Source organism: Guptibacillus spartinae, assembly GCF_028610625.1.
GTDB classification, from domain to species: Bacteria; Bacillota; Bacilli; order Bacillales; family Guptibacillaceae; genus Guptibacillus; species Guptibacillus spartinae.
In genome coordinates, this window is sequence record NZ_JAQQWU010000012.1 from 75245 (window position 1) to 88008 (window position 12764).

Consider the following 12764-nt stretch of genomic DNA (forward strand, 5'->3'; position numbering starts at 1 on the left):
CCTTACTGCTTACGCTTCTTGACCAACTGTTTCGTCTTTAATGCCAAGTTCTTCTTTAATCCAATCATAGCCTTCTGCTTCAAGGCGCTGTGCTAGTTCAGCACCACCAGATTTCACAATACGACCTTGCATCATTACGTGTACTTTGTCCGGTGTAATGTAATTCAACAGACGCTGATAGTGAGTGATAATTAAGCAACCGAAGCTTTCATTGCGCATTGCGTTTACACCTTTAGAAACGACTTTAAGCGCATCGATATCAAGACCGGAGTCAATTTCATCAAGAACAGCAATCTTTGGTTCAAGCATCATAAGCTGAAGAATTTCGTTACGCTTCTTTTCACCACCAGAGAAACCTTCGTTTAGGTAACGCTGTGCAAATTCTTCACCCATATCAAGTTCAGCCATTTTGCCGTCTAGCTTTTTGATGAATTTCATTAGAGAAATTTCATCGCCTTCTTCACGACGAGCATTAATTGCAGAACGAAGGAAATCAGCGTTTGTTACGCCGCTTACTTCACTTGGGTACTGCATTGCAAGGAAGAGTCCAGCTTTTGCACGCTCATCAACTTCCATTTCAAGTACATCTTCATTATCAAGGAAGACACTGCCTTCAGTGATTTCGTATTTCGGATGGCCCATAATTGCTGAAGCTAAGGTAGATTTACCAGTACCGTTCGGCCCCATTACTGCGTGGATTTCTCCACCATTTATTTCAAGGTTTAATCCTTTGATAATCTCTTTTCCCTCAATGGAAACATGAAGATTCTCAATCTTTAGAGTTGATGCTGCCATTTGTGAATACCTCCAATAACGTTTATACTATTCCTTCCTTATTGTAGTACCTATAAGGTGTATGTCAAGGAATGTGTGCTGAGTCATTCTCAATCTATTTTCATTCTTATTTTATAACAAATCCAAACTATTATCAAGGAACGCAGGGATCATACTTTCTAGCGTTCGCTAGGAATTGGATTGCTATTCAAAATGAGAATGAATCGTCAATTTTTTCGTTTCATACCCTTCTTAGCCTACCATTTAATCCATACACCTACAACGGAATCAGCGAGAAAGCTTCATACAAAAAAACCAGTCTAAAGAGACTGGTTTTCTATAGGTCATCGTTATATTGGATGCTGATTCATCTAGATAGTTTACGGTCGAATTCACTAACCATTTTGAGACTCCGACGGTGATCCATCTCACGCTCTTTTTCGACTTGCATTCGCTTGTTGAAATTTTGGCTATATTCCGCATAACCTACTCCGTGAGACTGGTACATCGCCTTTTCCATTTCAGGTGTGTGGTTTAACCGCATGGGGCTAATAATGAATCAATCCTTTCGATATCGTTTTACTTACAAGAAATACTTTATCACGTTACATCAACAGTCCACAAACAGCATATGAAGGGATGAGAGCGCGTGAAGAAGGATAAAACTTGTTCTGAATAGTTAAAAAACATCGGTTCTTATCTTTTCTTCCAAATCCATCCTCATTCACTTTATCTAAACCATTGCCTATATTATAGGAAGAAACTCGGCATCGTTAGTGCTTCGGCTGGTTTAAATCCTTCATACATTCTTGTACGAGAGTAACGGCCTGGCTCATAGCTGCCCCTCCGCCAAAGGCTGCAGTAACGCCTACCGTTTCAAGAATCTCTTGCTCGGAGCATCCTTGATCTAGACATCCTTTCGTATGATAAATAATACAGTACTCATCCTGTGAAAAAATCGAAATTCCAAGAGCGATCATCTGCTTCTCTTTTTGACCTACTTCTCCCTCTTTAAAACAAGCTTCTGTAAACGCCGAATACTTTTTAGCAAGCTGCGGCATTTTTTCAGTAAACATCCCTAATCCTTCTTTATAATCATGTAACGCTGCTTCTGCGAAATTGTTAAATTCCTGTTCCTGTTTCAAAGCACAGGCCTCCTTTTATCATTATCATCCATACTAGTATGAGAAGTGGTTAACCATGCTATCCATCCTTTTCTTCAGAAATGTTTTTTTGTAGCGCTTACATGTGATGTATGTCACACTCATTCCTATAGGGATACGTTATGATGCATGTGTAGACAATATTTATGAGCAGAGGTGAAGAAGATGTATGAAGGAAAAACAACACGCGTCGCACTAATCGGAACAGGATTCGTTGGGACAAGCTATGCCTTCTCGCTATTGAATCAAGAACTCGTAAATGAACTTGTACTAATTGACGTCAACAAAGAAAAGGCAGAAGGAGAAGCACGCGACTTAAATCACGGTCTCCCTTTTGGCGCTCCTATGAAAATTTGGGCTGGAGACTACTCCGACTGTAAAGAAGCAGATATCGTCGTGATAGCAGCAGGTGCCAATCAAGCACCTGGAGAAACGCGCTTAGACTTGATTGATAAAAACACGGCGATCTTTAAAACCATCGTTTCAAGCGTAATGGAAAGTGGATTTGATGGGATCTTTATCGTTGCCACAAATCCAGTAGATGTGCTCACTTATGCAACTTGGAAGTTCTCTGGTCTGCCAAAAGAACGCGTGATCGGGTCAGGTACAATTCTTGATACAGCTCGATTCCGTTATTTACTGAGTGACTATTTTAACGTCGATTCTCGAAATGTACACGGTTATATCCTCGGGGAACACGGCGATACCGAACTCCCTATTTGGAGTCATGCGACAATTGGCAGTCGACCAATCATGTCACTCATTAAAGATAAACCAGAGGCGAAACAAGATTTAGAAGAACTCTTTGTCAATGTTCGCGATGCCGCTTATCATATTATTAATCGTAAGGGTGCTACGTATTACGGGATCGCTATGGGTCTCGTAAGGTTAACACGAGCAATAATTCGAAATGAAAACTCCATTCTTACCGTCTCCACGCTACTGGAGGGCGAGTATGGATTAGATGATATCTATATTGGCGTACCTGCGATTGTGAACAATAATGGCATAAGAGAAATCATCGAGCTTGATCTTGAACAAAAAGAGCTAGAGCAATTGCACCACTCTGCCAAAACATTAAAAGAAGCGATGAAGCCCGTTTTCCAACATTAAAAAAAGGTTCTCTGCCACATTGGCAGAGAACCTTTTTGCCTTATTCGTCTACTGGTACAACAGCACCATCATATTCTTCTTCGATAAAGCTTTGAATTTCATCAGAATGTAGCACGTCTACTAATGCTTGAATGGCTTCGTTATCTTCATCACCTTTGTTCACCGTAATCACGTTAACGTAAGGTGAGTCTGAATCTTCAAGAGCAATAGCATCTTCTTGGGGATTTAGCCCTGCATCAATGGCATAGTTTGTGTTAATCATAACAGCATCGCCTTCACCTTGCTGGTAGATCTGTGGAAGAAGGGAAGCTTCTACGTCTGTCTTGAATTCAATGTTCTTCGGATTTTCAGCAATATCTTCTACTGTTGCATCAGAAGCCTTGACGCCTTCTTTTAGGGTAATTAATCCTTGTGCTTCAAGTAAAGAAAGCATACGGCCATGGTCAGAAACTGAGTTACTCATAATGATCTGAGCACCATCTGGAAGCTCATCTAAGCTCTTATAATCCTGTGAATAAACACCGATTGGCTCAATGTGAATGCCGCCAGCGTTAACAAAATCATAATTATCGTTTTCTTCCATTTGTAACTCCATATAAGGAATCGTTTGGAAGTAGTTTGCATCTAATTCACCATTCGCAAGTGTCTTATTCGGTAGAATGTAATCCTGGAACGTTTTAATTTCTAGTTCTACACCTTTTTCTTCAAGCATCGGTTTTGCTTTTTCAAGAATTTCAGCGTGTGGAATGTTTGATGCACCTACTACGATTTTCTTTGAATCTTCGCCGTCACTAGAACTTTCGCTGTTTCCACCATTGTTACCACAAGCGGCAAGTACAGCAAGTGTAAGTACTGCAATTAGGGTTAAAAATTTCTTCATGGTTTTCTCTCCTCTTTTCATTATCTTTTATCGATGACTCGCGTTGCTAAATCTCCAGCAATCTGAAGGATCGCCACAATGACCAATATTAAAACTGTCGCAACGAGCGTTACGTCAGGATTATTTCTTTGGAACCCTTCAAGATAGGCGAGGTTTCCAAGTCCACCTGCACCAACCACACCAGCCATTGCGGTGTAGCTGACAAGTGCAATCGCTGTAACTGTAATACCGGAAATGAGGGCTGGCATTGCTTCAGGAAGAAGAACTTTGAAAATAATTTCCCCGTTTGATGCGCCCATTGATTGAGAAGCTTCAATCACTCCTTTGTCCACTTCTCGTAGAGCAATTTCAACCATTCGTGCATAAAACGGTGCTGCACCTGCAATAAGTGCTGGTAGAGCTGCATTCGCGCCAAGCATTGTTCCAATAATATAAACAGAAAGTGGAATGAGTAAAATGATTAATATGATAAAAGGGATGGAGCGGAATAAGTTTACGATTCCAGCAATAATGCTATTGATAAATTTATTTTCCCATATATTCCCTCTTCCAGTTAGAAATAATAATAGTCCGAGAATAATACCGAGAATAAACGTTGCTAGAACCGAGATTGCCGTCATATAAGCTGTTTGAACGGTAGCTTCCCACATCGATTCCCAGTTCACATTCGGAAAAAGTGATTCAACCATTTGTAATCACCTCCGCTTCTACTCCTTGCTCACGAACATACTTCAGCGCACTTTCAACAACAGCCGGTTCTCCTTTAAGAAAGACAGAAAGCTTTCCATAAGGACCATCCTGCGTATGAGAGATTTTCCCCTGAATAATATTTACTTCAATGTCAAATTGACGAATTAACTCTGTCACAAGCGGCGATCCCGTTTTCCCTTTTAGGAACGTAAATTGAACGAGTTCACCATCCTGACTTGCTGCTAAATGTGCGATCGATTCCTTCATTTCTTCAGGTTCACTCAATTGATTCACGAAATCTTTCGTAATCTCTTCCTGTGGATGATGAAAGACTTCAAGCACGGAACCTTTCTCTACAACCCTGCCGTTCTCCATCACCGCCACTCGGTGACAGATTTTGCGAATAACGTGCATTTCATGAGTGATTAAAACGATTGTAAGACCTAACTTCTGATTAATTTCTGTTAGAAGCTCAAGAATACTATCGGTCGTTTTAGGATCTAGCGCAGATGTTGCTTCATCACAAAGGAGAACTTTAGGATTATTTGCGAGGGCTCTTGCAATACCAACTCGCTGCTTTTGTCCACCGCTTAGCTGTGACGGATAAGCCGCCTCTCTCCCTTCTAGTCCGACAAGTTTGATCAGTTCATCAACACGCTTCATGCGTTTTTCTTTAGGGACTCCGGATATCTCAAGAGGGAACGCGATGTTGTCGCGAACCGTTCGGGACCAAAGGATATTAAAGTGTTGAAAAATCATGCCAATTTCTTGTCTCGCTGCACGAAGATCTTTTCCTTTTAGAGAAGATAAATTGTTCCCTGCCACCGTGACCGTACCATCCGTCGGCCTCTCAAGCAGGTTGAGCATCCGAATTAGCGTACTCTTACCGGCACCACTGTATCCAATTACACCGAATATTTCGCCTTTTTTAATTGAAAGGTTAACATCTTTAACAGCGTCTACCTTCCCTGACTTCGAGAAGAAGGTTTTATTAATGCCTTTTAGCTCAATCACATGTCTCACATCCTTTATGCATTTGCATGTTGTACCAGCTTCCTGAAAAGGACTTCAGTCCCATGCTTTCATTCTTTACCTTTAAGCACTTAAAAAAGTGATATAAAAAATGCCCTTCTACTTTGAGTAGAAAGGCATTTCATCGATCAATGTCTTCCTCTCATTTCTCAAAGCAATCGCTTTGCAGGAATTGGCACCTTTTCAAACGAGTCGTTTGACGGTTGCCGGGCTTCATAGGGCCAGTCCCTCCACCTCTCTGAATAAGAGATTATAAAATTGAAATTACTTTACTGTGGTTAAGTGCTAAATTGAATTCTAGCATGGTACTTTATGAGTGTCAATTACTGAGCAAAAAGTCACAATAATCAAACATTATAACCTGGGATGAGCAAGAGAAAACCATCAGCTGATTCGCCTGATGGTTTTTGCTCGTTGAGAGAGCTGTTTGTATAGAGCTATTTTTTCAAGATCAGCGTTTCCTCCACTGACCACAGCACCAATTTTGCTCCCTTCTAAACGGTTTGATTTGCATAAAACAGCAGCAACTGATGCTGCTCCAGCACCTTCAACAAGTGTTTTATGCCTCTCGAGCATAAAGACAATTGCAGCGGCAATTTCTTCTTCAGAAACAGTCATCATATCGTCAACAAGCTCTTCGATAATTGGGTATGTGACTTTTCCTGCTTCCTTTACAGAAATGCCATCTGCAATTGATTTGACAGATTGAAGAACGAGAGGACCAGTACCTTTAAACCGATTCCATGTCGCAGATGCTTCTGAAGCCTGAACGCCGATGATTTTCACATGCGGAAAGTATGTCTTAATCGCCATGGCCATTCCAGCTAATAATCCTCCACCTCCAACAGGGACGAGAATCGTATCTAAATCAGGACATTGTTGCATCATTTCAAGTGCAACTGTTCCTTGGCCAGCCATTACCTCAAGATCATCAAAGGCGTGAACAAAGGTGGCTCCTTTTTCAACACGTTCTCGATCTGCTCCCATAAACGCTTCGTTATACGATTCTCCTTCAAGCACCACTTCTGCTCCATAAGCTCGGGTTGCCTCAACTTTGCTTGTTGGCGTGTGAATGGGCATATAGATTTTTGCTTTTATCCCACACTCTCTTGCGGAAAGCGCTACTCCCTGAGCATGATTACCAGCGGAAGCTGCTACAATGCCTCGAGCTGCCTCAATATCTGTCAAAGATGCGACCTTGTTATATGCACCTCGAAGTTTGAAGGAACCCGTTCGTTGGAGGTTTTCCATCTTCAAGAAGACATCTTTATTCGTATAATCATTAAGCGTGGTTGATTGCTGAAGTGGAGTCCTATGGACAGCCTCCAGCAAATTCTCCATCGCTTTTACGACATGAACGTTATATTTCTCCTGGTAATTCCCAACGTCATTCACTCTCCTACAAGTTGTTTTTCTTCATACAACTTTATTTTATCTTCAAGGGCCAAAGTACGAGAGACTTCATCCCATCCATTCAACAACATTTCTTTCCAATAAGGATCGATCTCAAAAGACGCTTGTAATCCTTCTCCATCATTCACTTGCTGTTTCTTAAGATCAACGCTAAGTTCGTACCCATCTTTCGCTTTCTGAAAAAGTTCAGAAATGGTTTCTTGGTCAAGAGCAATAGGTAGGATCCCATTTTTCACACAATTGTTATAAAAAATATCAGCAAAGCTAGTCGCGATAATAATACGAAACCCATAATCCAGAAGAGCCCATGGCGCATGTTCTCTTGATGACCCACACCCGAAGTTTTTTCCTGACACTAAAATAGAAGCATGTTGGTATTGCTCTTCATTCAAATTAAAATCTTCGCGTGGCTTTCCATCATCATCAAATCGCCAATTGTAAAAAAGAAACTGTCCGAAGCCTTTCCGTTCGATTCTTTTAAGAAACTGTTTCGGAATGATTTGATCTGTATCTACATTCACCTGTTCAAGGGGATAAACGATCCCTTTATATTCATTTATCGGTTCCAGGACGGTTCACTCCTTTTACACTACAAGAGGTTTAATTTTTCTAGCGTCTGTAAATCGGCCTTCAATGGCAGCAGCTGCAGCCATGGCCGGGCTGACAAGATGCGTTCTAGAGCCATTTCCCTGGCGGCCTTCAAAATTACGATTCGATGTAGACGCGCAGCGCTCGCCTGGTGGAACAATATCATCATTCATCGCAAGACACATGCTACATCCTGCTTCTCGCCACTCGAATCCTGCTTCTTTAAAGATTGTGTCCAACCCTTCAGCTTCAGCAGCATCCTTCACTGATTTAGAACCAGGTACTACGAGCGCTGTTACACCTTCATGAACTTTTCGGCCCCGAACAATGTCAGCAGCTGAGCGCAAATCACTTAATCGTGAATTCGTACAGGATCCGATGAAAACATATTGAATATCGATCGTTTGAATGGGTGTACCAGGTTTAAGATCCATATAAGCGAGCGCCTGTTTGATCGCTTTTTGATCACCAGGATCTTCATAATCTTCCGGGAAAGGAACGCGAGCATAGACCGAAGATCCCATCGACGGATTCGTTCCCCAAGTTACTTGGGGTTCAATTTCGTCCGCCCCAATTTCGAGCACTTCATCATATGTTGCACCCGGGTCTGTTGCAAGTCCTTGCCATTCAGCAACGGCGCGATCAAAATCCTCAGGTACGTGTCTCTTTCCTTTTAAATAGGAAAATGTAGTTTCATCTGGACTAATCAAACCTGCTTTTGCCCCAGCTTCGATTGACATATTACAAACGGTCATCCGCTCTTCCATTGTCATCTTTCGAATCGCTTCACCAGTGTACTCCACAACCGCACCAGTACCTGCATTAACCCCAAATTTAGCAATAACAGCTAGTATTAAATCTTTAGCAGTCACTCCAGCACCAAGTCGACCGTTCACACGAATTTCAATTGTTTTCGGTCTTGATTGCCATAGCGTTTGCGTAGAAAGCACATGCTCTACTTCACTCGTTCCAATCCCAAATGCAAGGGCCCCAAAGGCGCCATGTGTTGAGGTATGGCTGTCACCACAAACGATTGTTTTCCCCGGCTGTGTTAGTCCAAGCTCAGGACCAATCACGTGAACAATGCCTTGATCTGGATGATTGATATCAGCAATTTCCACACCAAACTCATGACAGTTCTCTTCAAGCTTTTCCATTTGCACTTTTGAGACAGGGTCATTAATAATATGACGAGCAATCGTTGGAACATTATGATCCATCGTCGCAAACGTTAAATCCGGTCTTCTGACACTTCGATTATTCATCCGCAGACCTTCAAAAGCCTGCGGAGAAGTCACTTCATGAACAAGATGCAAGTCGATATATAGGAGATCCGGGCTACCTTCTTCTTTATGCACAACGTGTTTATCCCAAATCTTTTCAATAATCGTTTTCGGCTCCACACCCATCCTCCTCTTACCTGTTTGTCATTAAGCGTATGCTTCCATGATCCCGGCTGTTGCATCAGCTTCTTCCAATTGATAAATCACTTTCTTGATCATGGCATCTGTACCAAGAGCTTTTGGTGATCCATTTGCAAGATCACTCGTATAATATCCGGCATCAAGGACTTCTTTCACTGCCTTTTCGATCGACTCCGCCTCTTCGTTCATATCGAACGAATACTTCAGCATCATGGCACTTGATAAGATCATTGCAAGTGGATTCGCAATGTTTTTCCCCTCAATGTCTGGTGCTGAGCCATGAACCGGTTCATACATCCCAAAACCGTCGCTACGAAGACTTGCAGAAGGTAGCATTCCAAGAGATCCTGTAATCATTGAGGCTTCATCACTTAAGATATCTCCGAATAAATTCTCCGTTACAATTACATCAAAGTACGCCGGATTTTGAACCAGCTTCATTGCCGCCGCATCGACAAGCATATGCTCCACTTCAACATCAGGATAATTCAATGCCTTTTCTTCCACAACTTCTCGCCACATTCGGCTTGATTCCAAAACGTTCGCTTTGTCGACGCTCGTTAGCTTTTTATTTCGTTTCTGAGCTGCTTCGAATCCCTGATCAATAATTCGCTCCATTTCATCCCTTGTATAATGAAGGGTGTCCACCACTTCTTTGCCATTGTTACGGCGCTCGCTTGGCGTACCGAAATACAATCCACCTGTTAATTCACGAACAATCAACATATCCACACCCTTGATCCGGTCCGCCTTAAGTGGAGATGCATCAATTAAACTGTCAAATGCTGTGACAGGACGAAGATTTGCAAACAAGCCTAACTCTTTACGAATTCCAAGAAGACCTCGTTCAGGACGAAGATGACCGGGAAGGTTTTCCCACTTAGGCCCACCGACTGCACCAAGAAGAACCGCATCACTTTTTTTACAAGTGTTTAAGGTTTCTTCGGGTAGAGGCATCCCCTCTTGATCAATAGCTGCCCCTCCGATTCTTGCAAAGTGAAATTCAAACGTATGGCCAAATCGATCTGCCACGGCATTTAGCACTTTCATTGATCCTTCCATTACTTCTTTGCCAATTCCATCACCGGGTAATACCGCAACTTTTCTCTTCATCCTTCTAACCTCCCTGTTAGACGTGCGCTTGTTTTTTGACTTGATAGCTTTCTCTAGCAAGAACGCGATTCACTGCATTTAAGTAAGCAATCGCTGATGATTCAAGAACATCCTGCGCTGTCCCTCGACCATTTGATTCTACACCGTTGTACATCGCGCGGACATGAACTTCAGCAAGAGCATCTCTGCCACCGCCAACCGAATTAATCCGATAATCTTGAAGTTGAAGCGTGCCTGGAATCATTTCTTCAAGCGTGTTATAAATGGCTTCCACACTACCTGAACCTGTTCCAGCTTGTTGAATCATCGTTCCATCCGGCTTCTCGATTGAAATTGTAGCCGTTGGGATATTTGCTGTTCCATATTGAACTTGAATGCTATGAATCTCATATTTATCAACAAATTCATCTGTTTGAATATCCGTTAACAGTGCGAACAGATCATCTTCTGTTACTTGCTTTTTCTTGTCAGCCAAATCTTTAAAATCGGCGAAAGCTTCATTAATTCTTGCTTCATCTAATTCAAAACCTAGCTCTTTCACTTTATCTCTAAAGGCATGTCGTCCTGAGTGCTTACCAAGAACAAGACTATTCGACTGCACTCCGATAAGCTGAGGGCTGATAATTTCATAGGTGGTTTTTTCTTTTAGCACCCCATCTTGATGGATACCAGACTCATGAGCAAAGGCATTTGCTCCTACTACTGCTTTATTTCCTGGTACAGGCATGCCAGTAAGTTTGCTAACCAGGTTACTTGTGCGCTTAATTTCGTCTAATTTCAAGCCTGTTTCTGCTTGGTAGAAATCATTTCGGATGCGAAGCGCGACGGCCACTTCCTCAATCGCAGCATTCCCAGCCCGCTCTCCAATGCCATTAATCGTTCCTTCGATTTGTGTCGCGCCACATTCAATCGCAGCAAGAGAATTCGCTACCGCCATGCCGAGATCATTATGACAATGTGCCGATAGATCAATACCATCGATGTTCGGAACATTGTTTCGCAAATATGTGAAAAGCTCCCCGTATTCCTGGGGGCTTCTATACCCGACAGTGTCTGGAATGTTAATGACAGATGCACCAGCATCAATCACTTCTTTAATAATCTTAGCTAGAAAGGTACGATCAGATCGACAAGCATCTTCAGCCGACCACTGCACTTTCGGAAAAAATTTCTTCGCATATTTGACTGCTTCAACAGCCGTTTCAACTACCTCATCCGGTGTCTTCTTGAGCTTATGCGTCATATGAATAGGAGAAGTAGCTAGGAAAACGTGAAGCCTTGGGTCAGCACCACCTTTAAGGGCATCCCATGCTGCATCAATGTCTTTCATGTTCGCACGAGCAAGACCTGTTACGGAAACATTTCTTACCGTATCTGCAATGTTCTTCACACCCTGAAAGTCACCTTTGGAAGCAGCAGGAAAGCCTGCTTCCATGATGTCTACTCCAAGACGCTCAAGTTGCTTTGCGATTTCCAGTTTTTCTAATGCATTCAGATTTACTCCCGCTGACTGTTCTCCGTCACGAAGCGTTGTATCGAATACATTAATCTTTTGCACTGGAAACCACTTCCTTCTTTGATTTTGGTTTTACAAATGGCATCATGGCACGAAGCTCTTTTCCTACTTGTTCGATTGGGTGATTCTTCTCTTTCTCATTGATCGCGTGGAATTCTGGACGATTTAGTTTATTTTCTAGAATCCAGCCTTTCGCGAATTTACCCGTTTGGATATCTTCAAGAATATCTTTCATACGTGCTTTTGTATCGGCATCAACGACACGTGGGCCTGATACAAAGTCACCCCACTGAGCAGTGTCAGAGATGGAATAACGCATACCAGCAATGCCATCTTCATACATCAAATCAACAATGAGCTTTAGTTCGTGTAAACATTCAAAGTACGCGACTTCCGGTTGATAACCAGCTTCCGTCAGTGTTTCGAATCCAGCTTTCACTAGTGATGACAATCCGCCACAAAGAACGGCCTGTTCACCGAAGAGATCTGTTTCGGTTTCTTCTTTGAAGGATGTTTCAAGAACTCCTGCACGAGCACCGCCAATTCCTTTTGCGTAAGCAAGGGCAAGTTCTTTTGCGTCACCAGATACGTCCTGATAAACACCGAATAGAGCTGGAACGCCTGCACCATCTTCGAATGTTCTTCTTACAAGATGACCTGGCCCTTTAGGAGCAACTAGGAAAACATCGACATCAGAAGGTGGAACAACCTGGTTGAAATGAACATTAAAGCCATGAGCGAAAACGAGTGCATTTCCAGCGCGAAGACCCGGCTCGATTTCCTCTTTGTACACTTCTGGCTGATACTCATCTGGAAGAAGAATCATGATGACATCAGCTTCATCACTTGCTTCTTTTACTGTTTTTACTGCAAACCCATCTTCCTCTGCTTGCTTCCACGAGCGCCCTTTTCTTAAGCCAACCGTTACATCGAACCCGCTTTCACGAAGATTTAAAGCGTGTGCGTGACCTTGAGATCCATATCCGATTACCGCGATTTTTTTACCTTTTAGCGTGCCCTCGTTGATATCACCGTTATAATATACTTTTGCCATTTTC

Annotated in this window: 13 protein-coding genes and 1 riboswitch; of the genes, 1 reads left to right on the forward strand and 12 read right to left on the reverse strand. The window is 42.4% G+C overall.

Going from position 1 to position 12764, the window contains the following annotated elements; all coding sequences use genetic code 11:
• Positions 1 to 9: 9 nt before the first annotated feature.
• From sufC to PQ511_RS18085, 3 genes are all read right to left on the reverse strand, one after another.
• On the reverse strand, positions 10 to 795 hold the full coding sequence (gene sufC / locus PQ511_RS18080; RefSeq protein WP_224592401.1) for a Fe-S cluster assembly ATPase SufC: 786 nt from the start codon (positions 793 to 795) through the stop codon (positions 10 to 12).
• A 346-nt stretch (positions 796 to 1141) separates the two neighbouring features.
• Positions 1142 to 1318, reverse strand: a complete 177-nt coding sequence (locus tag PQ511_RS23820) for a YuzK family famiily protein (RefSeq protein ID WP_481746984.1) — start codon at positions 1316 to 1318, stop codon at positions 1142 to 1144.
• Positions 1319 to 1547: 229 nt separating this feature from the next.
• Positions 1548 to 1850 (reverse strand): carboxymuconolactone decarboxylase family protein, encoded by a 303-nt coding sequence (locus PQ511_RS18085; RefSeq protein ID WP_273853395.1) that lies wholly within the window; start codon positions 1848 to 1850, stop codon positions 1548 to 1550.
• A gap of 252 nt (positions 1851 to 2102) precedes the next feature.
• Here PQ511_RS18085 and PQ511_RS18090 point away from each other — a divergent pair, with 252 nt between their 5' ends.
• A complete protein-coding gene (locus PQ511_RS18090; protein WP_273853335.1) occupies positions 2103 to 3050 on the forward strand; it encodes an L-lactate dehydrogenase in 948 nt (315 codons plus the stop codon).
• A 40-nt stretch (positions 3051 to 3090) separates the two neighbouring features.
• Here the strand turns inward: PQ511_RS18090 and PQ511_RS18095 are convergent, their stop codons facing one another.
• From PQ511_RS18095 to ilvC, 9 genes are all read right to left on the reverse strand, one after another.
• A complete protein-coding gene (locus PQ511_RS18095; RefSeq protein WP_273853336.1) occupies positions 3091 to 3930 on the reverse strand; it encodes a MetQ/NlpA family ABC transporter substrate-binding protein in 840 nt (279 codons plus the stop codon).
• Positions 3931 to 3950: 20 nt separating this feature from the next.
• Positions 3951 to 4619, reverse strand: coding sequence for a methionine ABC transporter permease (locus PQ511_RS18100; RefSeq protein ID WP_273853337.1), 669 nt, complete (start codon positions 4617 to 4619; stop codon positions 3951 to 3953).
• Positions 4612 to 5634: a methionine ABC transporter ATP-binding protein gene (locus PQ511_RS18105; RefSeq protein WP_273853338.1), complete on the reverse strand. Its 1023-nt coding sequence runs from the start codon at positions 5632 to 5634 to the stop codon at positions 4612 to 4614. Before PQ511_RS18105 ends, PQ511_RS18100 begins: the two co-directional genes overlap by 8 nt.
• A 157-nt stretch (positions 5635 to 5791) precedes the next feature.
• Positions 5792 to 5901, reverse strand: a riboswitch (SAM riboswitch).
• 135 nt (positions 5902 to 6036) lie between these two features.
• Positions 6037 to 7047, reverse strand: a complete 1011-nt coding sequence (gene ilvA / locus PQ511_RS18110) for a threonine ammonia-lyase (RefSeq protein ID WP_273853339.1) — start codon at positions 7045 to 7047, stop codon at positions 6037 to 6039.
• Positions 7044 to 7634 (reverse strand): 3-isopropylmalate dehydratase small subunit, encoded by a 591-nt coding sequence (leuD, locus tag PQ511_RS18115; protein WP_273853396.1) that lies wholly within the window; start codon positions 7632 to 7634, stop codon positions 7044 to 7046. Before leuD ends, ilvA begins: the two co-directional genes overlap by 4 nt.
• Before the next feature lie 15 nt (positions 7635 to 7649).
• On the reverse strand, positions 7650 to 9056 hold the full coding sequence (gene leuC / locus PQ511_RS18120) for a 3-isopropylmalate dehydratase large subunit (protein ID WP_420541732.1): 1407 nt from the start codon (positions 9054 to 9056) through the stop codon (positions 7650 to 7652).
• 27 nt (positions 9057 to 9083) lie between these two features.
• Entirely contained in the window at positions 9084 to 10190 is a 1107-nt protein-coding gene (gene leuB, locus PQ511_RS18125; protein ID WP_273853341.1) for a 3-isopropylmalate dehydrogenase, read from the reverse strand.
• A 16-nt stretch (positions 10191 to 10206) separates the two neighbouring features.
• Positions 10207 to 11748 carry a 2-isopropylmalate synthase gene (locus tag PQ511_RS18130; protein WP_273853342.1) on the reverse strand — a complete coding sequence of 514 codons (1542 nt, stop codon included), beginning with the start codon at positions 11746 to 11748 and terminating at the stop codon, positions 10207 to 10209.
• Complete coding sequence (ilvC, locus tag PQ511_RS18135; protein ID WP_273853343.1) at positions 11735 to 12760, reverse strand: ketol-acid reductoisomerase; 1026 nt, start codon at positions 12758 to 12760, stop codon at positions 11735 to 11737. Before ilvC ends, PQ511_RS18130 begins: the two co-directional genes overlap by 14 nt.
• Positions 12761 to 12764 lie beyond the last annotated feature (4 nt).